Annotated in this window: 17 protein-coding genes and 1 pseudogene; 8 read left to right on the top strand and 10 right to left on the bottom strand. The window is 48.0% G+C overall.

Annotation, left to right across the window (positions count from 1 at the left end; translation table 11 throughout):
- Positions 1 to 126 precede the first annotated feature (126 nt).
- Positions 127 to 1,191: a class I SAM-dependent methyltransferase gene (locus tag ACOMG9_RS07520; RefSeq protein ID WP_448216447.1), complete on the bottom strand. Its 1,065-nt coding sequence runs from the start codon at positions 1,189 to 1,191 to the stop codon at positions 127 to 129.
- A 228-nt stretch (positions 1,192 to 1,419) separates the two neighbouring features.
- On the opposite strand from ACOMG9_RS07520, the gene yciA reads away from it, so the two are divergent.
- The 3 genes from yciA (at position 1,420) to ACOMG9_RS07505 (ending at position 3,832) form a co-directional block, all read left to right on the top strand.
- Positions 1,420 to 1,803: an acyl-CoA thioester hydrolase YciA gene (yciA, locus tag ACOMG9_RS07515; RefSeq protein ID WP_422133072.1), complete on the top strand. Its 384-nt coding sequence runs from the start codon at positions 1,420 to 1,422 to the stop codon at positions 1,801 to 1,803.
- Between the two features lie 10 nt (positions 1,804 to 1,813).
- On the top strand, positions 1,814 to 2,437 hold the full coding sequence (udk, locus tag ACOMG9_RS07510) for a uridine kinase (protein WP_494530011.1): 624 nt from the start codon (positions 1,814 to 1,816) through the stop codon (positions 2,435 to 2,437).
- Positions 2,438 to 2,794: 357 nt separating this feature from the next.
- Positions 2,795 to 3,832 (top strand): GMP reductase, encoded by a 1,038-nt coding sequence (locus ACOMG9_RS07505; RefSeq protein ID WP_422133070.1) that lies wholly within the window; start codon positions 2,795 to 2,797, stop codon positions 3,830 to 3,832.
- Positions 3,833 to 3,920: 88 nt separating this feature from the next.
- Here the strand turns inward: ACOMG9_RS07505 and pflA are convergent, their stop codons facing one another.
- Complete coding sequence (pflA, locus tag ACOMG9_RS07500) at positions 3,921 to 4,652, bottom strand: pyruvate formate-lyase-activating protein (RefSeq protein WP_448216445.1); 732 nt, start codon at positions 4,650 to 4,652, stop codon at positions 3,921 to 3,923.
- Positions 4,653 to 4,793: 141 nt separating this feature from the next.
- Positions 4,794 to 7,076: a formate C-acetyltransferase gene (gene pflB / locus ACOMG9_RS07495; protein WP_448216444.1), complete on the bottom strand. Its 2,283-nt coding sequence runs from the start codon at positions 7,074 to 7,076 to the stop codon at positions 4,794 to 4,796.
- An 874-nt stretch (positions 7,077 to 7,950) separates the two neighbouring features.
- Here pflB and ACOMG9_RS07490 point away from each other — a divergent pair.
- Positions 7,951 to 8,331 (top strand): hypothetical protein, encoded by a 381-nt coding sequence (locus tag ACOMG9_RS07490; RefSeq protein ID WP_448216443.1) that lies wholly within the window; start codon positions 7,951 to 7,953, stop codon positions 8,329 to 8,331.
- A 359-nt stretch (positions 8,332 to 8,690) separates the two neighbouring features.
- Here ACOMG9_RS07490 and ACOMG9_RS07485 read toward each other — a convergent pair whose 3' ends face one another.
- Positions 8,691 to 9,149 carry a methylglyoxal synthase gene (locus tag ACOMG9_RS07485; RefSeq protein WP_448216442.1) on the bottom strand — a complete coding sequence of 153 codons (459 nt, stop codon included), beginning with the start codon at positions 9,147 to 9,149 and terminating at the stop codon, positions 8,691 to 8,693.
- A gap of 249 nt (positions 9,150 to 9,398) precedes the next feature.
- On the opposite strand from ACOMG9_RS07485, the gene ACOMG9_RS07480 reads away from it, so the two are divergent.
- Positions 9,399 to 10,385, top strand: a complete 987-nt coding sequence (locus tag ACOMG9_RS07480; protein ID WP_448216441.1) for a tRNA-dihydrouridine synthase — start codon at positions 9,399 to 9,401, stop codon at positions 10,383 to 10,385.
- Positions 10,382 to 12,394, top strand: a complete 2,013-nt coding sequence (gene mnmC, locus ACOMG9_RS07475; protein WP_448216440.1) for a bifunctional tRNA (5-methylaminomethyl-2-thiouridine)(34)-methyltransferase MnmC2/FAD-dependent 5-carboxymethylaminomethyl-2-thiouridine(34) oxidoreductase MnmC1 — start codon at positions 10,382 to 10,384, stop codon at positions 12,392 to 12,394. Before ACOMG9_RS07480 ends, mnmC begins: the two co-directional genes overlap by 4 nt.
- A gap of 292 nt (positions 12,395 to 12,686) precedes the next feature.
- Here mnmC and msrA read toward each other — a convergent pair whose 3' ends face one another.
- The gene (gene msrA / locus ACOMG9_RS07470) at positions 12,687 to 13,328 is read right to left on the bottom strand and encodes a peptide-methionine (S)-S-oxide reductase MsrA (RefSeq protein ID WP_448216439.1); all 642 of its coding nucleotides are present in this window, start codon (positions 13,326 to 13,328) and stop codon (positions 12,687 to 12,689) included.
- Positions 13,329 to 13,709: 381 nt separating this feature from the next.
- Here msrA and ACOMG9_RS07465 point away from each other — a divergent pair, with 381 nt between their 5' ends.
- Complete coding sequence (locus ACOMG9_RS07465; protein ID WP_494530010.1) at positions 13,710 to 14,993, top strand: ankyrin repeat domain-containing protein; 1,284 nt, start codon at positions 13,710 to 13,712, stop codon at positions 14,991 to 14,993.
- A gap of 166 nt (positions 14,994 to 15,159) precedes the next feature.
- Here the strand turns inward: ACOMG9_RS07465 and ACOMG9_RS07460 are convergent, their stop codons facing one another.
- Positions 15,160 to 15,963, bottom strand: coding sequence for a M23 family metallopeptidase (locus ACOMG9_RS07460; RefSeq protein ID WP_494530009.1), 804 nt, complete (start codon positions 15,961 to 15,963; stop codon positions 15,160 to 15,162).
- A gap of 789 nt (positions 15,964 to 16,752) precedes the next feature.
- Here ACOMG9_RS07460 and ACOMG9_RS07455 point away from each other — a divergent pair.
- Entirely contained in the window at positions 16,753 to 17,913 is a 1,161-nt protein-coding gene (locus ACOMG9_RS07455) for a glycosyltransferase family 87 protein (protein WP_494530008.1), read from the top strand.
- Between the two features lie 54 nt (positions 17,914 to 17,967).
- Here ACOMG9_RS07455 and ACOMG9_RS07450 read toward each other — a convergent pair whose 3' ends face one another.
- From ACOMG9_RS07450 to ACOMG9_RS07435, 4 genes and pseudogenes are all read right to left on the bottom strand, one after another.
- Complete coding sequence (locus ACOMG9_RS07450) at positions 17,968 to 18,927, bottom strand: ABC transporter permease (protein WP_422133057.1); 960 nt, start codon at positions 18,925 to 18,927, stop codon at positions 17,968 to 17,970.
- Positions 18,924 to 19,904 carry an ABC transporter permease gene (locus ACOMG9_RS07445; protein WP_448216433.1) on the bottom strand — a complete coding sequence of 327 codons (981 nt, stop codon included), beginning with the start codon at positions 19,902 to 19,904 and terminating at the stop codon, positions 18,924 to 18,926. Before ACOMG9_RS07445 ends, ACOMG9_RS07450 begins: the two co-directional genes overlap by 4 nt.
- A 128-nt stretch (positions 19,905 to 20,032) precedes the next feature.
- Positions 20,033 to 21,345 (bottom strand): annotated as a pseudogene (locus tag ACOMG9_RS07440) (ABC transporter substrate-binding protein).
- A gap of 380 nt (positions 21,346 to 21,725) precedes the next feature.
- Positions 21,726 to 23,465, bottom strand: coding sequence for a dipeptide ABC transporter ATP-binding protein (locus ACOMG9_RS07435; RefSeq protein WP_448216432.1), 1,740 nt, complete (start codon positions 23,463 to 23,465; stop codon positions 21,726 to 21,728).
- Positions 23,466 to 23,604 lie beyond the last annotated feature (139 nt).

Genomic DNA, 23,604 nt, shown 5'->3' with positions numbered 1-23,604 from the left:
ATGAAATGTGGTCCTGAAGGCTGCTTGCCCATAATCAGGAGCGCAGATTATCAGCGTCACCAATTATAACTGAAATAACATTTTCATCAGTTTTTATGCGAAAATATTATATAAATATTTTTGCGATCAGCGCTTGAAAGCCTGATAGATTGAGAAACCCTTTTTTACGACAAGTGTTTTACAATCTCCGAAAGCCTGTTTGATGATCGGCTCATAGCGGAGGAAGCTGTTCGCCACAATTCTCAGCTCCCCTCCTTTCTTTAGCAGGTCAACAGACCGGGCAAGAAACTGTTCCGTTACTGCATAATGAGTCTTGACACCCTGATGAAATGGAGGATTGGAAACGATCAGGTCAAACTCACCAGTGATTTCAGATAAACCGTCGCTGGCGATCACGTTAAAGTGCCTTACGTTATTTTCCTGCAGGGTACGGGTTGAACTTTCCAGAGCCAGAGCATCGGAGTCTACCAGAGTATAATGTCCGTCGGGGTTCAATTGCCCCAGAAAGCCGGCTACCACTCCGGCACCACAGCCAAAATCGAGAACACGTTCGGCCGCGCAGTGATCAAAGGTATCCAGAAGTGCTGCAGTACCCACATCAACACGTCCATGACTGAATACACCAGGTAGAGAGAATAACGGCATAAATGTATCACGAACTTTAAGTTCATAGGCACTGTAATAATCCGGCCTGGAGAATTCAACGCCATTGTGCAGATAGCCTGAAGCTTCAATTAAACTGCAATGACGGGCATTATCCATGTTTTTGACTTCAGAAAAGTTCTGTCTGAGTCGCTTGCGCCAGGATTTTATGCCTTCACTGTTTTCGCCCGTCAGCCAGACGACAGCGTCTTCTTTTAACAAAGGTGCAATCATCGCCAGCCAGAAATCCATCAGAGGTTTGCTTTTCTGCAGAAAAATCAGCACGCCATCAAAGTGGCCTGCTGTCGATTCGACCACAGAGCCATAGTGAAGAGTCATCTGACTGCTTGCAGACCAGTCCTCTTTAATGGCCCTGTAGACTGAAAAGTCTCGAGCCAGCCCGTAAACTTCTTCTGCAATGCCTTCCTGAAGAATTTCTCTTCCCAGACCATCAGCAAGCATACCCAGCACGAGCATCTTATCGCAGCTCAGCCATTCACTGTTACGAACCACCAACTGGCTTGGGTTAGAGAGAACTCGAGCGTTCATAGCATCCTTCAATCAAGCAAATAAAATCACAGCACAGAATAATATTCTATTAATGAGAAAACGTCATAAAATCTATGACTTATTGATGGGCCATCAACTGGCCAGGAGGCTGACTTTCCAGACTTGATCGACTTGTGTACGTACATTTTCTGAAACTACCGATTTACATGATCTTCCGTGGCTTTTAGCATTTGAGCCAGATTTTTTTGTGCTCACTGGAGACCCCTAATGCCCGAGCCACAGGGAGAGCTTATGCTCAGAACCCTCGCCATGCCCGCAGACACCAACCCTAACGGCGACATTTTCGGTGGCTGGCTAATGTCACAAATGGATATTGCCGGTGGTATCGCTGCCAATCAGAGAAGTCACAGCCGAATTTCTACTGTAGCCGTTGAATCTATGTCATTTCACCATCCGGTCAATGTCGGTGATGTAGTCTGTTGTTACGCTGAGGTCATTCACGTTGGCACCACTTCTATGCGGATCAAGCTGGAGGTCTGGATCACGAATATGCCTTTTCATCAGCAACGCATCAAGGTGACGGAAGGCGTCTTTACCTTCGTAGCCATTGATGAACAGGGTCGCCCTCAACCTGTGGATAGAGAAAAATAACGGAATATAAATGCTAAAACAAAAAACCATTCTGGTCGGCGTTGCCGGTGCCTCTGCTTCCGGTAAAAGTCTGCTGGCCAGCACTCTGGTCGAAGAACTACGGTCTCAGCACGTTTGTGTCATCTCCGAAGATTCTTACTACAAGGATCAGACGCACATGGCCATGAAGCAGAGGGTTCAGACGAACTATGACCATCCCGAGTCCATGGACCATGACTTGATGCTGGAGCATATGAAGCTGCTAATAGAAGGTCAGACAGTGGATGTGCCGCTATACGATTACACAGAGCACAACCGTAAAAAGGAAACCCGCACAGTCCCTCCTGCCCGGGTGGTTCTGATTGAAGGCATTCTGTTGTTTACCCGTCCGGATATCCGTGAAACCTTTGATCTTCGTTTCTACATGGACACGCCACTGGACATCTGTCTGATAAGACGACTGAAGCGAGATATTCTCGAACGGGGCCGTGATGTTGATTCGGTCATCAGACAATATCTGGAAACGGTTCGCCCGATGTTCCTGCAATTCATTGAGCCTGCCCGCCAGCATGCTGACCTGATCATTCCCCACGGTGGCAAGAACAGAATTGCCATTGACCTTATCAAAACCAAGATTCAGGATCTGATTGATTAATTCATGCCTGTCTACACTCTGTTTTCAGGTCTGCTATTTTATAAGTCAGATCCTGATTTCAGGCAGGGCATAGCCCTTCTGCCGACACTCGTGGGCGAGACCGTCCAGGCGGTAAACCAGCCATGAGCGAAAAAAAACGTTTCGCAAATTCAACCTTTGACCTGAGTACCTGTTTTTGTATAATCGACCGGTATAGGCGTAGAAAGTGCGCGCGCTTTCCGGGTCACCGGTATCTCCTCATAGGTAGCCTCCAAAATCCTGCCGCTTGTACACTCTCCCTTGTCATCAATCTGTCGAAGACTAAATCCTTAACCGTAAATTAGTCTTTAACCTGTAAAAAGGTCTAACGGGAAAGTTATGCGTGTTGAAGCTGATATCAAGCTGGGTTTTAAAGATGTTCTGTTCAGACCCAAGCGTTCAACCCTGAAGAGCCGCTCCCAGGTAAGCCTGGAACGCACCTTCAAATTTGTTCACACCACCCGGGAATGGACTGGTGTCCCTGTCATTGCAGCCAATATGGACACAGTGGGCACTTTCTCCATTGCCCTCGCTCTGGCCGAACACAAGATGCTGACTGCAGTGCACAAGCATTACACCATTGAAGAATGGGGTGCATTTCTGGACAATGCACCCGCAGGTATTGAAAACCATATCATGGTAAGCAGTGGCACATCCGATGCCGACTTCACCAAACTCAACGATATCCTGGCGCTGAACGACAATCTTCGTTTTATCTGTATTGATGTTGCCAATGGCTACTCCGAACACTTTGTTCAATATGTTTCCAAGGTTCGTAACCAGCACCCTGATAAGGTCATCATTGCCGGTAACGTAGTCACTGGTGAAATGGTCGAAGAGCTGATTCTCAAGGGTGCAGACATTGTCAAGGTAGGCATCGGACCAGGCTCTGTGTGCACCACCCGTGTCAAAACTGGCGTGGGCTACCCACAACTGTCTGCAACGATAGAATGCGCTGATGCCGCTCACGGTGTTGGTGGTCAGATTATCTCCGACGGTGGTTGTGCCTGTGCAGGCGACGTTTCCAAAGCCTTCGGCGGTGGCGCTGACTTTGTCATGATTGGCGGCATGTTTGCCGGTCACGACGAGTCCGCTGGTGAAGAGGTGGAAGTAGATGGCGAGAAATTCAAACTGTTCTACGGAATGAGTTCCGAGACTGCCATGGACAAGCACTCTGGCGGCGTTGCCAACTATCGCGCCTCTGAAGGTAAAACCGTTAAGGTGCCTTACCGTGGCCCCGTTGAAAATACAGTCCAGGACATCCTGGGTGGCGTTCGCTCAACATGCACTTACGTAGGCGCAGCCACCCTGAAAGAACTGACCAAGCGAACCACCTTTATTCGCGTTCAGGAACAGGAAAACAGAGTCTTTAACTAGACTTCTATGGCCTTCCCCCTTTCGGGCAAGGCCACCCCCACCTTATGCTCCTTCTACAACCCCGATCCAATTGCTTGCCGGGAAAGGTTTAGTAGGCCGCCACGATCCCCCTCGAAGTAAACTCATCCCGGATCAAATCAAGCTGCTCTTTAGTAGGAGGTATCACCTTTTCCAATTCATAAGTGTCGTTCAACAAATTCCATTTATGGACCCCAAGACTGTGATAAGGCAGTATTTCAACCTTCTCAATGTTTTTCATGGGCTCGATAAACTCAGCCAGCATAGCAGCGTACTGAGGGTCGACTGTGTAACCATCGACTACGACATAACGAATCCAGACAGGCTTTTTAATCTCTGCCAGATATTCAGCAAAGTGCCGGGTATGACTGCCGGTGACATAGGTCAGCTTATGATGCATCTCTTCATCCATGTGCTTAATATCCAACAACACCAGGTCGGTATTATTTAACAGACGAGTAACATCATCGTTAATGTGCTTGGCAAAGCCATTGGTATCCAGACAGGTATGAATCCCTTCCTGACGGCACGCTTCAAACAGGTCAGCAACAAATTCAGCCTGTAAAACAGGCTCACCGCCGGTGACGGTCAGGCCCCCTGAAAGAAAGCTTTTAACTTTTTTGATTTCCCGAAATACCTCTTGGTGGCTTTTCAGCTCCCCGCCTTCACGAAGATCCCAGGTGTCCCGGTTGTGGCAATAGCGGCATCGCATCAGACAACCCTGCATAAAGACCACATAACGAATACCCGGGCCATCTACGGTTCCAAATGAATCCATAGAGTGAACACGCCCAATTGCCATAACTGACCTCATCTCAAAGATGACAAATAGCGAAAATGCAGACCTGCAGCAAGTCATCCCGGATAACGGATTTTAAGAATAAAAAGCCGTAAAAAGAAGGCCGACACAGAGCCGACCTCTTTCACTCAGCACCCAAAAAGTTTACAGGGTTGATGTAAAGGTCCTGGCAATAACATCTCTCTGTTGCTCAGGAGTCAGAGAGTTGAAACGAACAGCATAGCCAGACACGCGAATCGTTAGCGAAGGGTACTTGTCTGGATTGACCACAGCATCCTCCAACATTTCACGATTCAGAACGTTCACATTCAGGTGCTGACCTCCCTCCCGATCAACTTCATGATGGAAATAACCGTCCATCAGACCGACCAGGTTACGACGACGACCGTCTTCATCTTTACCCAGTGCTTTTGGCACTATTGAAAAGGTGTAAGAAATACCGTCTTTAGCATAAGAGAATGGCAGTTTAGCGACGGAACTCAGAGACGCTATCGCACCAGTTGTGTCACGGCCATGCATTGGGTTGGCACCTGGGCCAAAGGGCTGGCCTGCACGACGACCGTCTGGCGTATTACCGGTCTTCTTGCCATACACGACATTGGAAGTAATGGTCAGGATTGACTGGGTTGGAATGGCATTACGATAAGTTTTGTGTGCAGCCACCTTCTTCATGAAGGTTTCTACCAACTCACAGGCAATCGTATCAACACGCTCTTCGTTGTTACCAAACTTGGGATAATCGCCTTCGATCTCGAAGTCTACCGCCAGACCGTCTTCATCACGAACAGGCCTGACCCTGGCATACTTGATCGCAGACAGAGAGTCGGCAGCAACAGACAAGCCGGCAATACCTGTGGCCATCGTACGCACAACATCACGGTCATGAAGAGCCATTTGAGAGGCTTCATAGGAATACTTGTCATGCATATAGTGTATGGCATTCAGAGCCGTCACGTACTGAGTTGCCAGCCAATCCATCAGATGATCCATGCTGGCGTAAACAGCGTCATAATCCAGAACGTCGTCGGTAATTGGAGCTACCTTGGGACCAATCTGAACCTTCAGTTTTTCATCCACACCACCATTGATGGCGTACAGCAATGTTTTGGCCAGGTTGGCACGAGCACCAAAAAACTGCATCTGCTTGCCTACAACCATTGGCGATACACAGCAGGCAATGGCGTAATCATCACTGTCCATATCCGGACGCATCAGGTCATCATTCTCGTACTGAATGGAGCTGGTATCAATGGACACCCTGGCACAGAATTCCTTGAAGCCCTGAGGCAAGCCCTCGGACCAGAGCACCGTGATGTTAGGCTCGGGTGATGGGCCCATGGTGTAAAGAGTATGCAAGAAACGGAAGCTGTTTTTGGTAACCAGTGTGCGACCATCAAGGCCCATACCACCAATAGACTCTGTCGCCCAGATTGGATCGCCGGAGAAAAGCTCATCGTACTCTGGCGTACGCAGGAAACGAACCATACGAAGCTTCATAACAAAGTGGTCGATCAATTCCTGGGCATCAACTTCAGTGATCCTGCCCGCCTCCAGGTCACGCTGGATATAAACGTCCAGGAAAGTCGCTGTGCGACCCAGAGACATGGCCGCACCATTCTGGGATTTCACCGCCGCAAGATAACCGAAGTAGGTCCACTGAACTGCCTGCTGAGCCGTTACTGCTGGTTGACTGATATCGCAATCATAACTGGCAGCCATCTCTTTTATCTGCATCAAGGCACGGATCTGCTCCATAATTTCTTCACGCAGTTGAATGGTTTGCTCAAGATTCTCTCCCGATTCCAGCACGGAATCCAGTTCTCCATGCTGTACTTTCTTGTCTGCAACCAGACGATCAATACCATACAGAGCTATGCGACGATAATCTCCTATAATTCGTCCACGACCATAGGCATCTGGCAGGCCGGTGATAACACCGGACTTGCGACAATTGCGAATAGAAGGCGTGTACACATCAAATACACCGGCATTGTGGGTTTTTCGGTATTCAGTGAAGATCTTTTTCACCATGGGGTCCAGAACCTTCCCGTACACTTCACAGGAAGTTTCCACCATGCGGATACCACCATTGGCAATCATACCCCTCTTAAGAGGCTTGTCAGTCTGCAGACCAACGATCTTCTCCAGACCTTTCTGAATATAACCGGCTTCGTGCGAGGTAATTGTTGAAGGCAGATCATGATCGAAATCGATTGGCGCATGTGTACGGTTTTCTTCCTTGATCCCTTCCATGACATCATCCCAGAGACGCCTGGTAGCTTCAGTGGCGTCGGCGAGGAAATCATCACCCCCTTCATAAGGGGTATAGTTCTTCTGGATGAAATCCCGGACATTGACGTTTTCGGTCCATTCACCCCGGGCAAACCCTGCCCATCCTGCTGGTAGGTCTTTGGCTTGATTGCTCATTGATAGCAGCTCCTCGTGTTTGAATATCCGTGAAGAACATCCTGTCACACTTACAGAGCGCATCTTCACAGAAAAAATATCAGTCTGGCCAAACAGAAAGGAAATGCATACCTGTGTCGAGCAATACCAGAAGCCACTCACGATCTCTCGGTATAATGACAACCATCTTACAAAGCAGTGCAGTATGACTGCCCTTCTGTTCGATAAAAACTGTCGCTCATTGAGTTACAAAATATATTAACCAATTACTTTCTACTATCGTGTCCAATACCTATCAGGACAGCTATCAAACTTTAACCTCCAAGATAACCATTTACTCGACTTACGACTTACACGACCAACTGTACGACTGCAAACAACTTGATGACTGACAAGGTAGCACAACCCTGCATAGAGTAAATCAACCAAAATATAACAACAGAATGCAAAGAAAAACAAAATCACCCACACAAGATTCTTTCAAAATTTATCCATATATAGGCTTTGGAGCCATATAATCAAATCAACTTTAAAGCAGTTATTTTTTGGAAATAGCCGTTAATTTGAACCCATTTAATTAATTAGTTATTAACATTTTTTCAAAATGCAAAAATATTATTTAAATAAACAACCCTAAAAACCACCGACTGCTATTCTTCCCTCCTAACATCGACGCGCCATAGTAATGATTCCATATCAACATTGGTCACGAGCATGTCCATAAGTTACTAATGCATCGTTAGCAAAACGACCCAACTCTCCGTTCCCGGTTCCTAGGTAATGACTTTTTTATTTAGGTATTGTTACCTATACATGGGTTTGTGGAGTTTTAATATCATCAAGTTATAAATAGACAAATTAATCTTTCCGGGACGAATCTCCTCTGGAGACAGTAATGAGCAAATATATTTACGCCACTGTTTATGAGCAATTTACCGGCTTAAAACCGCCCGAGCCAAAATCACATAAACCTCGTAGAAGAAGGGGCTATGGTCATCCGTACAGAATGCGCTTAAATATGCAGGAATCGGAAGACAATATTCAGGAGTCAACGTCCGGCGACTGCAATCATATCAGTGATGGTGAGCTTGATTTTCAGCAAGAGCCAGACAGGCAGCCTTTGAATCAACCGTACCGACATCAAAACTATTCACTTACAACCACGCCTCAAAAACCTGTTGAATGTCAAAGTTTCATTGAAGAGCAGAAGTCGGCTTGCTCTCCGAAAGTGACCTATAAAAAACGTCGTCACTATGAATCAGCTATTGGCAATTAAAGCTTGGATTCGGCTAGCTTAGTAAAGACTTCCAGCTGCCCGGAGTTACATTGTAATCAAATTGCCTGTAATATTTTGCGGGCAATTTTTCTGTTGGCTGTTGTTTCGAATTATTGTTTAGCATCACTCTAAATCTGATAAATTTTCATAAAACCTGTTCATAAAACAGGCATATTTCTTACCAACTTTTCGGAAAAGGGCTTAAAGCTAAGCTAAATTTCGATCAAACTACTGCCCCCACTCAGGAAAAAAATACTCTTGGAAATATTGCTCACAGGATCAAAGCATGCTTCCAACACAGATGATTGAGCGCTCTGTACATGAATCGACTGACCTTATCCGGCGAGCCGTATTATTCATCAAAAGGGTCTGGACTTCAGATAATGCTCATAATCGGGAATCTTTCTTTCGTGACTCTGACTCATCATTTTTGAAGAAAACATAAACTCAGCAGAGTTCTGATTACAGGCCACTGGAATATTCCAGACTGCTGCAATTCTCAGCAACGCTTTCACATCCGGATCATGGGGTTGCGACTCGAAAGGATCCCAGAAGAACACCAACAGATCCAGTTTACTTTCGGAGATCAATGCACCGATCTGCTGATCGCCTCCCAGCGGACCACTGATGAGCTTCCTGATGGGCAGAGACAGCGTCTTTTCCAGAAGACTGCCGGTTGTGCCCGTAGCAAATAACTGATGATTGATCAGCTCATCACGATGACGCAGGGCCCATTCTACCAGCTCTTCCTTCTTTTTATCGTGAGCTACCAGTGCAATGTTCTTTTTTGCTGGCACGACATGTGTTTTATATTCCATCGAGAATATTCCAACCCTGAAAGAAAGATGACTGAAGTATTTAACTGCTGACACTATTGCTGTCAAACAATATCCTTGCATGTGATCGAAAAAGTCAGGATTAGGGCAAAGAACAGACAGAAATGGAGGGAACAGAGTCTTATAAAAAGACATACGTTATTATTGATCGCCTTCAGAAGATAGCACTTGTAGGTGCAGAAATTTCTGTTAGATTGTCTCGTTTGCCCGAGAGCTATACCCTAATCATTCATGAGCACTATAACCCTGGCCCCCATGGAAGGTGTCGTCGACTATCTGCTACGGGAGCTGCTGACCGAGGCCGGTGGCATTGATCTGTGCGTAACAGAATTTATCCGTATCACCGACACCCGGCTGCCGACACAAACGTTTCACCGGATCTGTCCGGAACTCAGGCACGGCTGTCGTACACAAAGCGGAACACCTGTACACATTCAGTTTCTTGGCAACAATCCGGAAATGATGGCCCACAACGCGGCCAAGGCTGCCCGACTAGGCGCACTGGGGGTCGACATCAACTTCGGCTGTCCTGCCAAAACGGTAAATCGCCACAAGGGTGGCGCAGTTCTTCTGAAGGAACCTGAGCTTATTCATGAGATTGTCGCAAGAGTTCGTAAAGAGGTTCCTGATGAGGTGCCCGTCACTGCCAAAATGAGACTGGGCTATCTGGATGGTGACCTTGCCCTGGACAATGCCCTGGCCATAGAAAGTGCCGGTGCCAACTCTCTGGTGGTTCATGCCAGAACCAAACTTCAGGGTTATAAGCCTCCTGCTCACTGGCAGGGGCTGGTTCAACTACGAGAGGCCCTATCCATTCCCTTGGTAGCCAATGGCGATATTTTTAACGTTGAGGATGCCCAACGGTGTCGGGAAATATCCGGCTGTCAGGACATTATGATTGGCCGGGGTATCCTTCGCGATCCTGATCTGCCTGCTGCCATTGTCGCCAGCCAGCATAGCCAGGATCTTGAAGAACGCTGGACTCGCACTCTTTCACTGATCCAGAGGTTTACCGAAAAAGTGGTTTCTGCCCCTGATAATCCAGAGCAGGAGCACCCTTATTTCATCAACAATCCCAGACGCTATCTGGATGGCAGGCTTAAGCAGTGGTTAAGCATAATGAGTAAAAGCTCTGACAACGCCCGTGAACTGTTTGAAAAAGTGAAGCGGGAAACCTGCCTGCAAACCCTCTCCCACATTATCAGGGAAGCCAAATGAGCCGTAAATCTGATTCTGCAATCCTGCCTGTCACCCATGCAGACCTGGAATGGAAAGAAAACGGTCAGCCTGCATCCACTGCATTTGATGACATTTATTTTTCTACCGCTTCGGGCCTCAGGGAAACCCGGCACGTATTTATTGAGGGCAATGATCTGCCAAAGCGCTTCGCCGCTTTGCACCAGAACAAAAGTTTTACGCTTGGAGAAACCGGTTTTGGGACAGGCCTCAACTTTCTCTGTGCCTGGGCCTGTTTCGATGAAGAAGCGCCTCAGTCGGCAAGACTTCATTTTGTATCAACCGAAAAGTATCCCCTGTCCCGTAAAGATCTTCAGAAAGCACTCTCCCTGTGGCCAGAACTGGAAAAGTACACGACACCACTGATTGAATGCTACATGCCCGCCATAGAAGGGCATCAGCATTTCAGCTTTGCTGATGGAAGAGTCAAACTGACACTCTGCATCGGCGATGTGCTAAACACACTGCCTGAGCTGGAAGGTCGGGTTGATGCCTGGTTTCTTGATGGCTTCAGCCCCGCGAAAAACCCTCTGATGTGGCAGCCAGAACTGTTCACAGTTATGGCAGCTAAAAGCCATGCAGGCACCACCTACGCAACCTTTACGGCCGCCAGAGCCGTCAAAGACGGACTCAGTCAGGCGGGCTTCAGTGTCGAAAAAAGCGGGGGCTTCGGGCACAAACGGGATATGATCAAAGGCAGGCTGAAACAAACAGCCAAAGATCAGAAGACCAGGCCGATATGGTTTGCGAATCCCGACCAGCGTAATACTGATGGACCAGTTCAGAGTGCCATCGTCGTTGGCGGAGGACTCGCTGGCTGCAGCACAGCAAGAGCATTGGCTGAAAGAGGATGGCAGGTCACTCTGATCGAGCAACATCAGGCTCTGGCCATGGAGGCATCCGGCAATCCTCAGGGTATTCTTTACGCCAAGCTCTCGGCCAGTAAAACGCCTCTCAGTCGATTTATCACCCAGGGCTACCTCTACTCCATTCATTTGTTGAACACATTTACCAGTGTCCAACCGGAGCTCTGGCAACAATCCGGTGTCGTACAGCTGGCTATCAATGAGAAAGTTCGAAAACGTCAACAAGACCTGGCACAACTCTTTCCCACTGACTTTCTCAGGGCCCTCCCCAGCCAGGAGCTATCCGGGATCGCTGGCCTGCCGCTGGATCATGATGGCCTTTACTTCCCGAGTGCAGGATGGGTAAACCCTGCCCTTTTCTGCCAGACTCTGGCGAACCACGACAATATCAAACTATTTTCTGACAGGAGACTAGAGTCTCTTGAATATGGATCTGATGGCTGGAGTTTAACCCTTCAGGCTGACGGCACTTCCCGGATAATGAAGTCCCGTAATGTCATCATTGCCTGTGCCAGAGCGTCCAGCCAATTGCCCGCCCTGAACTTTATTCCACTAAAGAACATCAGAGGGCAAATCACCGAGATAAGCTGTACTGACGACAGTGCCCTGCTAAAAACAACCGTCTGCGGCGAAGGCTATGCAGCTCCTGCCGTCCATGGTCGTCATACCATTGGAGCCACTTTCGACTTTCACAGTGACTCGGCTGAGGTGTTACAAGAAGATCATGAGAAAAACCTGGCCATGCAAAAGAAATGTGCGCCCGGACTCTTCCGGGCATTGGGAGGAGAACAGGCCAACATTTCAGGAGGCAGAGCCAGCTTTCGTTGCACGACGCCTGATTATATGCCTGCTGTGGGTGGGATTGTTGATCAGGAAGACTTTCTGAATGAGTTTGCCATGCTGCGCAAAAACATGAAGCACCCATTCACTCATCCTCCTGAATACCTGAATGGTCTGTATATCAATGCCGGTCATGGCTCCAGAGGATTGATTACAGCACCTCTGTCGGGAGAATTATTGGCTGCACAGATGAATGGAGAGTGCTCACCTGTCGCTTCTGATCTTCTGGAACATTTGAACCCAACCCGGTTTCTGGTAAGGGCAATGAGTCGAAATCAGATTTAATACCAATCGTGCTTTCTAACTCCCTATTGCGCTGAAGATTCGAGCCATTGTTTCAAACAAGTAATAACCGATAGCAAGCATCGGTATAGCGAATCGTCAAAAGGACATCTACTCAGGGCGAAGCCACAAAAGCACATCTATCATTCGACCACAGGTGTTAATAACACCTTGAAGTAATCATTCATACAGTTGCGTCCGGACAGTTCTCCCCTCTGTGAGACTGTCCGGTTTTTTTTGCCCTGTAACTTTTGCCTTGTAACTATTCATCACCGCAAGGGAAACGCAATTCAATTTATCCATGCAACGAGGGAGGCATGCAGATTCCAGTCCCCCCGATACCACAGTATCCCTGAGGGTTCTTGGCCAGATATTGCTGATGGTAAGGCTCGGCATAGTAAAAGGCCGGAGCATCAACAATTTCTGTAGTAATACTGCCTCTACCCCTTTCATTCAACGCTGTCTGGTATTGGGCCATGGATTCACGAGCTTTCTCACTCTGCTCATCGGTAGTGGTATAAATCACAGAGCGGTACTGAGTGCCCCGATCATTGCCCTGCCGCATACCCTGGGTAGGATCATGAGACTCCCAAAACAGTTTCAGCAAAGCGTCCAGACTGATAACGCCCGGATCGAAAGCAATCATGACCACCTCCGCATGGCCTGTGCCACCGGTGCACACTTCTTCATAAGTCGGGTTAGGGGTATAACCTCCCGCATACCCTACTGCCGTCGTCCAGACACCTTCCTGCTTCCAGAACAGCCTTTCCGCCCCCCAGAAACAGCCCATACCGACATAAATCACCTCCACTGCACCGGGAAATGGGGGCACAATAGCATGACCATTTACAAAGTGTTCTGCAGGTACTTTAATCGCCCGATCACGCCCTTTCAAAGCGCTTTCCTCACTGGGCAGTTGATGTTTTTCAAACAACATTCTAATCCCTCCAATTCCTGACAATCATAATAGCTTTATGGAGCCGCCGATCTGAAAATCAATACTGCCATGGTGCAGAGTTCGCAGACCCAAGCTTACTCGAGCACCCTCAGAGCCGGATCAAACTGTACATCGCAGCAGTTCGCCCGCCAGCATGAGCACCTGTCACTCTGCCCACTGCCCCGAAACTGAGCTGACTCTTAGAAAGGGAACTTATTCCAGCACTATTGGTCAAAGTACTTATGAACGGCATGTTTTTGCCTGACTCAGAAACTTGAAATTTTCACGGAAAATAAAATGAAAGCAGTATTACACCTTACCGCTAACGGGAATGGCAAATGTTTGATACTTATTCTTTAAAACCTGAAAGAGGTACTACTCATGAATTTAACTCCTCACTGTTTTAATTCGTCTCGAATGGATGAAATGCTTTCTCTTCAGGCCGGACTTGCATCAGATGGAACTAATTCCAATGTGACTGCCCAAGGAGATGATAATCCCCTCTGCGGAATATGCCTGAAAAGTCTATTCGGCCCACATACTGTTACGATGCTGCATAAAAATAATCTTTCATACATGCGCGACTCCGAAAAACCTGGCAGGCATTTCTTCCATAATAAGTGTCTGCGTGATTGCCGTTCATCTTCTCCTGTATTGGACATTAGATGTCCTTCCTGTCGCACACCTGCCCCTATTAACCAAGACCTCTCTTTCTCGCCCGTTGCCCATGCCGTCGAGGTCGGCCGGGAAGAACAAGCACTCGAACTGATCGCCGATGGTGTCGACCCAAACGTTCTTCATTCAGAGGCGGGCATGGCAGCTATTCATATTGCCGCAAAAAACGGTAACCCGGAATTGATCCGTTCACTGCTAAACTCTGGGGCAAATATTAATCTGCAAGATAAAAAAGGGATGACGCCTCTACACCATGCTGTATGTAACAGCAATATTCAGACATTAAAGATAATTCTGGACCTCAAAGCAGATATGAATCTCCAGAACGAAGGTGGTGATACAGCTCTTCACATGGCTGCCGAGGACCCTGAAAACCCTGATTTATTTGACACCCTAATCGATAATGGCGCCTCCTTCGATAAAACAGATGGAAATGGCAGAAATGTCATGCACGCAGCTGCACAATCAGGGCATGAGCGGGCACTGAAAAAACTGATAGCCAAACACGCAGATGTTAATGCGGTTGATCTGGATGGATGCACACCTCTTTTCTGTGCAACTTCTGATTCTCTCTCCTGCAGTGAGGGAATTTTGAAGAAAAATGCGCCTGAACTTGCCAGGATACTCCTTTCGGCAGGAGCCAGAATTGACCTTTTTACTAATGCGGGGCATTCCGCTTTTGATGCAATTTCGGACGACCCTCTTTCTCTGGAGTTGCTCAAGGAATTACTTCCGGCTGGCATGGCTGCCTTTGCCGATGTCAATCTGCCAGTTTGTTCTTCTAGAGAAACACTTCTTTTTTTCGCACTTTTGGCAAAAGATAAAGAAGCGGTTCAAAAACTTATTGCCAGAGGGGCCAAAGCTGATGCCAGCATTCCCGGCTTTGGCACTTTCATGTTTAAAACTCTGTTAAAACATCTGGGCGAACAAAAACAGGCATTTGTTGAAATTCTTAATCAAGCAGGCAGCACTCAAAGCGAAGACGGGTAATAACAGAGTTTGAACATCTTCATCAGGTATTGGTCAAACTATCCAGGCGACCCGTAGCCGTATCCGAAACGCCAGAGTAAGCCATGTTCCTGGCTGCCTCTGTAACCGGTAACTGGTAGTGATTGCGAAACCGTATCAGAAAATGCAGAGCATGCAGACCCATCTCCTACTGAAGCATCATCAGAGCAGGATCAAGCCGGACATCGAACCAGTTTGCCCGCCAGTCAAGGTGAGCACCTGTCACTCTGCCCGTTGCACCAATAGCACCAATCACATCTCCCCTCTTTACCTTCTGCCCGTCAACCACCTTTAACTGGCTCAGGTGCAGGTAGCTGGTAGTGATGCCGTAACCATGGTCGATAACGATTGTGCCACCGGAAAAGTACAAATCGGACTCGGCCAGCCGGACAATACCGTTGGCTGGCGCCATGACCGGAGCCCCCTCGGGACCGGCAATATCGAGTCCAAAATGCGGTCGCCTCGGCTCACCGTTAAACACTCTCTGACTGCCATAGACACCACTGACAGGTCCTTCTGCCGGACGTGTAAAGCCTGCAAAAAAATCTTTCTGGACGGAATCAAACTGTCTGGCTGATTTAACCTGCTGGTTTTCATCGGATATTCGACCCAACACTTTTTCCGCCGGGCTGACGTATTTGCGGGCAATACCATTAATTCGCTGAATTTTATAGTCTCGCTTTGACAACCTGAGTTTCAGTTGCTCTTTTTTACCACCCGGAGCGACCAGCCGTAGTGTTTGCAGAAGCCGGGCATCCCGTCCAAACCCAATGATAAATTGGCCCCGTTCCGACACTCTGACGGACCTGTCTTTATAGATGACTTCAGTTCCCGGCTTCACCTGCCCTACATAAAAGCCCCCCTGAATCAGTTTGGACTTAAGGGAAACGACATCCTGGGCCATGGCCAGTGGCAACACCCAAAAGGAAAGCAGTAACAGAATTAAACGCATACGGACTCCATGTCTTATAAGCATCACTATTTTATCGCCACCACTTTTCAAACGTTACAGCAAACTGGTAGATTGATATAAGGCTATCCGGCTCAGGAGATCTCATCCAGCCTGCATTACCCGACAAAGTAACTGCAAAACAGGATATGAGATTTTCGATATAAAAAGAATAACAGCAGGTACCCTTCCATGAACATGGATTACATTATTCTGGCTCTGTCGCTTTTTCTCCCCACCGTTTACGGTTTTGCTTTACTAATGTCCCTGGCTTTTGAACCTGAAACCTGATCGTCAGGGTGCTTATGTCCATTTAATTCGTTTGCCAGTTGCTGAACGAATCGTTCAGCAAACTGTGTTACACGACTCCAATCTGTAAACTCATGATCTCAAAACGACAAAAATCAGCATGATGGTGGCCATATCGGATAGAACTGCCAAGCATCAAGGCATCGTACTACTACAAACGAATCCCGGTTGTCAGCCCTTCAGGATCAACCAAATCCACGCCGTGACCGGCATGACTCACTATGGAGCGCATCCTTTCGATGATTTTCTGTGTCTGACCTTCCCTGGATGCAAACAGAGTCAAAAAACAGCGGAAAACAAGCCCCTTTCAAATACGCTGCATCCACCAATGGACAGGAAATTTCAGACAGGAATTCATACAGACCACTGGCAGAAAAGACATTCTCATCGTATGTTGTAATCAGCCTCGGAAAAAACAGATGACTTTCGGCCAGTTTGGGAGTTATCCATTTTTGGTCATAACTCAAAAAAGAAAGAGTACTGATGAAGGACATAGCCCTCCTTAAAAATCATCCTGCTGCCCTTTTCGGAATGTTTCTATGGGGGCTGGCCGTGGTCCTGATCTTTGCCAAAGTCGCGCTGGAACCGGGTCAGCACACAGTGCTGGACAGCTACCTGCTGGGCGCTGACCGATGGATCGACCGGGTAAAGCTCTATTCGGGACCGGGAGGATTCATTTATACACCTACTTTTGCCCTACTGTTTGTTCCTGTCACCAAACTGCCTGTTTTTCTCGCTGACCTGCTCTGGCGTTTATTTATCATGGGTCTCTATGCCTGGGCCAGCCTGAGACTGCTGAGACACTTTCAGGAATACTCACAGGAGACACTCTTTAACCGATTTGGATTATTCAGCCTGATTGCCGTTCCCATTGCTTTTTCAGGTTTTCGAAATGGCCAGGTGAATGTGATCCTTATTGCGGCCATGATGCTGGTGATCAGCCAGATCATAGAGAAGCGCTGGAATTCGGCAGCCCTGGTTCTGGCCCTGATCATGAGTCTGAAACCCACCTTTATTGTCTTTTTCCTGCTGGTGACCACTTTGTTCAGACCTTTCTGGCTAAGAGTGCCACTGATGCTGCTGGCATTTCTTGCACTGCCTCTGATATTTGGCGGGCTCGATTACGGACTTGAACAGTACAACAACTTTCTTGAGATGGCCGAGTCTGCAGTTGACCGTGGAGTAACAACACCTAACTGGGCCAGTTTCTTTAACATTCCCATGCAGCTTTTCAACTACTCAGTACCCGAAGCCTTGCAGAACATAATAAAAATCATTCTGGCTGCCACCACCTGGGCCGTTTGTTTTTATGCCATTGTCCGTCATGGCACCAGGAATGGCCTGATCTATTTATTGAGTTTTGCAGCCTGCTATCACGTTATGTTCAACCCCAGAAGCGTCAATACCGATTATATTATTCTTGGTTCCGTTCTGGCCTTCTGGTTTGCTGCTGCCGCCTTTCAATGGAGAGATAAAGCACTGACATGGATAATCGGCTTAATCGCCCTGGGTGTCCTGTTAGCATTTGATATTTCAAGAACGCTGGTCACAGATACCACCAGCTGGTTCAACCCTTTAATGGCTGCCGTTTTCGTCGGCGTTCTGATCTGGCAATTGAGCAGAAAAAGGGTTTTTGCCCCATGAGTTCAAAAAAGGAAAAAGGCCGCTAAACGGCCTTTTTCCTGAAGAAAATTTGATTTAACCTTTATAAAGTTTGGGATTAAGCACGTCCCTCAGCCAGTCACCCAACAGGTTAATCACCAGAACCAGAGTGACCAGGATCACACCGGGGATGACCGTAATCCACCAGCTGCCAGAAAAAATATACTCAAAGCCGCTGGAGATCAGTGAGCCCAATGAAGGCTCCGACACTGGCATCCCCAGTCCCAGGAAAGAGAGGGCAGCTTCACTGATAATGGCGTTGGCAATCTGAACGGTTGAGATCACCAGAATAGGAGACAGGCAGTTTGGCAGAATATGACGGAACATAATGCGTCCGGAGCCAAAGCCCATGACCCTGGCAGCCTCGACATACTCCTTCTTTTTCTCAGCCAGAACCGACGCACGTATCGTACGTGCGTACTGTGGCCATTCGGCAATACCAATCACCAGAATCAACATCCACATCGCCAGCTTGCTGTATAACTCTGACCCAAAGGATGCCTGGAAAACTGCCAACACGACAATGGCCACCATCATGGTTGAGAAGGACAACTGAATATCCGCCATCCGCATCAGGAAGTTGTCAACCCGCCCCCCGACATAGCCGGCTGTCAAGCCAATCACAATGCCCAGCAGCGCCTGCAGTATCACTGCAAAGAAACCGATGGTAATGGAGATTCTGGCACCATACAGAATGGTACTCAGCATATCCCGGCCCTGAGAGTCTGTTCCCAGAAGGAATCGCTCATCGCCGTCTTCACTCCAGGACGGCGCCATCTCGGAGTCCATAATATCAATGGTCGAAAGATCATAGGGATTCGTCGGAGCGATAACCGGTGCCAGCAGGGCGGCGGCAACCATAACAGCCAATATAAAAGCAGCCACCATGGCCAGACGATCATTGACAAAACTGTACCAGACATTGGACTGACGAATCTTCTGCCAGATAGAAGGCACCTTTTGTGCCTCTGCTTCATTCATGGGCAACTCACTCATTGGCTGCCTCCTGCCAGTTTTACAGTTGGGTTAATAAGGCCATAGATCAGATCGACCAGGGTATTCACCACCACAAAGATGCCGCCAACAACGATCAGATAAGCAACAATCAAGGGTGTATCGACACGGTTTACCGCTTCCAGAAACATGAAGCCCATGCCGGGCCACTGGAAGACGGTCTCCGTCAGAATTGTATAGGCGACCATGGTTCCAATCTGGACCCCCCCTACCGTAATAACAGGCAACATGGTGTTCTTCAAAGCGTGCAGGAAGTAAACACGCGCTTTCTGCAGACCTTTCGCCTTAGCAAACTTCACATACTCGCTGTGCAGGGTTTCCACCATCTCGGAACGAATCAAACGAATAAAGAGCGGCAGCATGATGCTGGCCAGAGAAATAGACGGCAGAATCAGATGTAGCCAGCCACTTTTGGTCAGGAAGCCAGTTTCCCAACTGCCAAAAACGTGGGTTAAATCACCCCGTCCATAGGAAGGCAGCCACCCCAGCTCAATGGAAAACAGATAAATACTGAATATAGCGGTCAGGAAAACAGGGACAGAAATACCCAGAATACTGACTCCGAGAATCAATCTGGACAAAAAACTGTTCGGGCGAATAGCACTGTAAACACCTGCGGGAATGGAGATCAAAATAATCAGCAGGGTAGCACTGAATACCAGCTCAAGCGTCGCTGGTAACTTATCCATAATGACTTCCAGGGCGGGCTCTTTAAAGAAGTAAGAGGTTCCCAGGTCTCCCTGAACGGCTTTGGACATAAAGCGCCCATATTGCACCAGGAATGGATCGTTCAGGCCCAGCTCATCACGCAGCACCTCTCTTTCAGCTTCTGATACGGACTGGCCCACCATCTCCCTGAGAGGATCACCCAGATTATCCTGGATGGAAAAACTGATCAGGCTGATGACAAACATCACCACCAGACCCTGCATCAGTCTCCTGAATAAAAATAACAACATAAAAAATCCTGCAGCGTTTTATAGTTGCGAAAATGCCGCTCTACTCAGATGACGACACAGACTGACCAGAGAAAATTATCGATCAGAAAAAATAAAAAAAGGGCCAGCATAAACCGGCCCTGTGGGGATTACTTCTCACTAACGACCAGGTCAGCCAGGTATGGGAAGTTCATGATGTTCACCACTTCTTCGGCTTTCACACCTTTACGGGCACCCCAGGCCAGGTTCTCCCAGTGCAGAGGAACGTAAGCCGCTTCCTGATAAAGCTCCTTCTCAACTTCCTGCAGCAGTTTGGCGCGCTTGTCCAGGTTTGTTTCAGTCCCTGCCGCTTTAACCAGCTTATCGATGGACTCGTTGCAGTAGTTACCACTGTTGTACTGACCCCAGCCTGTAGTGTCATCCTTGCAGGCAGTCGTATATTCAGTCATGTTGGCTGAATCTTCGGTATCAGAGTGCCAGCCGATCATCATGATGTCAGCGGCACGCTCATCAAATTCTGGCCAGTACTGCGCCTTGGGCATGGTTTTCAGGTCAACCTTGATGTTAATACGCTCCAACATGCTGGCCACGGTCTGGGCAATCTTGGCATCGTTGATGTAACGGTTATTTGGCGCCATCATGGTGACAGAGAAGCCATCTTCATAGCCTGCTTCTTTCATCATTGTTTGGCTTTCTTCAGGTCATAACGTGGTGCCAGCTCATCAACATAGCCAACGTAACCTTCAGGTCCCTGCTGACCGGCAGCCTCGCCAAAGCCCTTCATAATCTTTTTAACAATGCCTTCGTTGTTGACAGCATAAACGATGGCCTGACGAACTCGCTTATCCTTGAATGCTTCAACACGATCCTGGTTCAGCTGGAAAGAGATCAGACGGGAACCGGTCAGAGTGATCAATTCAGCATCGTCTGAACGCTTGATACGCTCATGATCATTAGGTGGTACCGGATAGATAAAGTCCACACCACCGGACAGCAGAGCAGCAACACGTGTCGCATTTTCCTTGATCGGCGTCAGTGTAATCTTGTCCACGTTACCCGGAGACTGTTTGTCCCAATAGCCATCAAAACGCTCATATTCAAGCTTCACGCCCTGCTGACGCTCACTGACGACGTAAGGTCCGGTACCGGAAATGTGACGGGAAGCGAAGCTATCACCGTGCTTGACAATCAGCCCCTTATCACGGCCTTTATCATCTTTACCGCTATAGAACTGGCTGTCCATCGGGAAGATGTAAGTGGCAGAGTTCAGAACCAGTGGATAAGGCTTCCTGGTGACCAGATCAAAGGTGTAGTCGTCGATCACTTTCAGCTCGGCGAAAGGAGCGAAAATGGCTTTGTAGTCCGCACTGTCGACCATACGATCGTAGGTCCACTTGACGTCCCTGGCTGTCAATGTGTTGCCAGAATGGAACTTAACCCCCTTTCTCAGGGTAAAGCGCATGGTCAGGTCATCAATACGCTCCCACTTCTCAGCCAGACGAGGCTCAAAGCTCAAGTCCTGATTCCAGCGAATCAGTGGATCAAAGGACATATGTGCCATCTGCAGGGTACCGCCCGACAGCTGCTCATAAGGGTCCAGAGATACAGGGTCAGCGTCGTAAGCAACCTTCAACGAAGCGGCCTGTACACTCATGGCCAATGTAGAAGCCAGAGCAACTCCAGCCAGTGACTTGATCATTTTTTTCATTATTTTACCCTCTGGGCAGGTCAACAAACGTTTTTATACTTTTGTAAGAAACAACTTTTTCTGGAACAAAAAATAAAACTGATTCTGCGCTCATGGCAAAGAACACGGGCTTTAACGCGCTGGCCAATCAGACATCACACCAGTGCAACGGGTGCCTGTTGTAATTCCTTCAGACCCCGATGGGAGAGATGATCCATTTTCGGCATCAAATCAATCAGATTCCGGGTATATTCGTGCTCGGGCGATTTGAACAGCTTTTCGGTCTCATCCACTTCCACCAGCGTTCCATGCTTCATAACCCCAACCCGGTCGCACATCTGGCGGATCACCGTCAGATCGTGACTGATGAACAGCATGGTCAGGCCCAGCTCTTCCTGCAGATCTTTCAGCAAATTGAGAATCTGCGCCTGAACCGATACATCCAGCGCAGATGTAGGTTCATCACAAATCAGGAAGCGGGGACGGGTCGCCAATGCTCTGGCAATGGAAATACGCTGGCGCTGACCACCGGAAAACTCATGAGGAAACTTGATTCCGGCTCTACTGCCCAGGCCAACATGGTCCAGCAGGTCAGCAGTGATCTGTCGAATCTGCTGCTCAGACTGAGCCAGGCCATGAAAACGAATGGGCTCGGCAATAATATCGTTAACATTCATACGGGCATTCAGACTGGAATAGGGATTCTGGAATACCATCTGAATCTGTCGTCTTAAAGGCTTACGGGCCTTTTCGTTCAGCCGGGTAATATCATTACCTGCGAAAAAGACCTGCCCGGAGTCAGGTTGATAAAGACCCGCAATCACACGGGCAATGGTTGACTTGCCCGAGCCCGATTCACCCACCAGACCAAAGGTTTCACCGTCACGCACTTTGAATGAAACATTATTGGATGCTGTCACATAACGACGGTTCTTTTTCAAGAAAGCTGACTGGGTTTCAAATTTGAGCATGACATTTTCAACGCTCAGAAGATTCTCATCTTTTATAGAGCCAAAGGATTCACGCTGACCCAGCCAGTGATTTTTGACATCAATGCTGCGGCTTTCGACTTTCTCAATGTATTCAACCCGCGGAAAACGATGCAGTTTGACATCGGTTCTTGGCACAGCACTGATCAGACTCTGTGTATAGGGGTGTTCAGGATTTTTCAGAATCTTGCCAGGTTCACCAATCTCTACCAGTTCTCCCATATACATTACGGCAACGCGGTCTGTAACGTTTGCAATGACACCCATATCATGGGTTACCAATACACATCCGACTTCCCGCTCTTTACAGAGTTCACGAATCAAATCAAGAATCTGGTTTTGAATGGAAACATCCAGGGCAGTAGTGGGTTCATCAGCAATAATCAATTCGGGCTCGCCGGCCAAAGCAATTGCAATAACTACCCGTTGACGCATACCACCGGAAAATTGATGGGGATATTGTTTGATTCTGATTTCCGGCTCGGGAATACCCACGGCCTTCAGCAAATCGATTGCTTTAATGAAAGCTTCAGCCGGATTTAATCCGAGATTTTCGATAATGGTTTCGACTAACTGGGTTTCAATCGTCAGAAGCGGGTTTAATGAAGTCATTGGATCCTGAAAAATAAATCCAATTCTTTTGCCACGCACTTTACGAATGGCTTCACCAGAGAGACCTGAAATGATTTCACCATTCAACCTGATTTCACCACCCGCGACGCGACCGGGAGCACTGAGCAAATCAATAATGGCATTACCAACCGTGGACTTACCGGCTCCAGACTCCCCCACGAGGCCCAGAATCTCACCTTTGGCAACTGTAAAAGACATTCCCTTTACAGCCACTGCAACACCGTGACGTGAAGGAAATTCAATACGCAGGTCATTGACCTCCAATAAGGACATGCTCCCCCCCTCAAATTCAATGTGAAAACACAGTCGCTTCTTGATAACCGTTCCAATAAACGAAAAACTTTTAAAAGCTATTGTCCTGCTAATCGTTTATCAGCGGATTCTTTTATTGATGACTGTTTTTTCATCTAAT

It is taken from the genome of Endozoicomonas sp. PH6C (assembly GCF_059322965.1).
This window is presented reverse-complemented; position numbering and strand designations above follow the sequence as displayed.

Coding starts and splice junctions, on each gene's coding strand:
- ACOMG9_RS07520 (WP_448216447.1), bottom strand. CDS start 1,191: ATGAACGCTCGAGTTCTCTCTAACCCAAGCCAGTTGGTGGTTCGTAAC.
- yciA (WP_422133072.1), top strand. CDS start 1,420: ATGCCCGAGCCACAGGGAGAGCTTATGCTCAGAACCCTCGCCATGCCC.
- udk (WP_494530011.1), top strand. CDS start 1,814: ATGCTAAAACAAAAAACCATTCTGGTCGGCGTTGCCGGTGCCTCTGCT.
- ACOMG9_RS07505 (WP_422133070.1), top strand. CDS start 2,795: ATGCGTGTTGAAGCTGATATCAAGCTGGGTTTTAAAGATGTTCTGTTC.
- pflA (WP_448216445.1), bottom strand. CDS start 4,652: ATGGCAATTGGGCGTGTTCACTCTATGGATTCATTTGGAACCGTAGAT.
- pflB (WP_448216444.1), bottom strand. CDS start 7,076: ATGAGCAATCAAGCCAAAGACCTACCAGCAGGATGGGCAGGGTTTGCC.
- ACOMG9_RS07490 (WP_448216443.1), top strand. CDS start 7,951: ATGAGCAAATATATTTACGCCACTGTTTATGAGCAATTTACCGGCTTA.
- ACOMG9_RS07485 (WP_448216442.1), bottom strand. CDS start 9,149: ATGGAATATAAAACACATGTCGTGCCAGCAAAAAAGAACATTGCACTG.
- ACOMG9_RS07480 (WP_448216441.1), top strand. CDS start 9,399: ATGAGCACTATAACCCTGGCCCCCATGGAAGGTGTCGTCGACTATCTG.
- mnmC (WP_448216440.1), top strand. CDS start 10,382: ATGAGCCGTAAATCTGATTCTGCAATCCTGCCTGTCACCCATGCAGAC.
- msrA (WP_448216439.1), bottom strand. CDS start 13,328: ATGTTGTTTGAAAAACATCAACTGCCCAGTGAGGAAAGCGCTTTGAAA.
- ACOMG9_RS07465 (WP_494530010.1), top strand. CDS start 13,710: ATGAATTTAACTCCTCACTGTTTTAATTCGTCTCGAATGGATGAAATG.
- ACOMG9_RS07460 (WP_494530009.1), bottom strand. CDS start 15,963: ATGCGTTTAATTCTGTTACTGCTTTCCTTTTGGGTGTTGCCACTGGCC.
- ACOMG9_RS07455 (WP_494530008.1), top strand. CDS start 16,753: ATGAAGGACATAGCCCTCCTTAAAAATCATCCTGCTGCCCTTTTCGGA.
- ACOMG9_RS07450 (WP_422133057.1), bottom strand. CDS start 18,927: ATGAGTGAGTTGCCCATGAATGAAGCAGAGGCACAAAAGGTGCCTTCT.
- ACOMG9_RS07445 (WP_448216433.1), bottom strand. CDS start 19,904: ATGTTGTTATTTTTATTCAGGAGACTGATGCAGGGTCTGGTGGTGATG.
- ACOMG9_RS07435 (WP_448216432.1), bottom strand. CDS start 23,465: ATGTCCTTATTGGAGGTCAATGACCTGCGTATTGAATTTCCTTCACGT.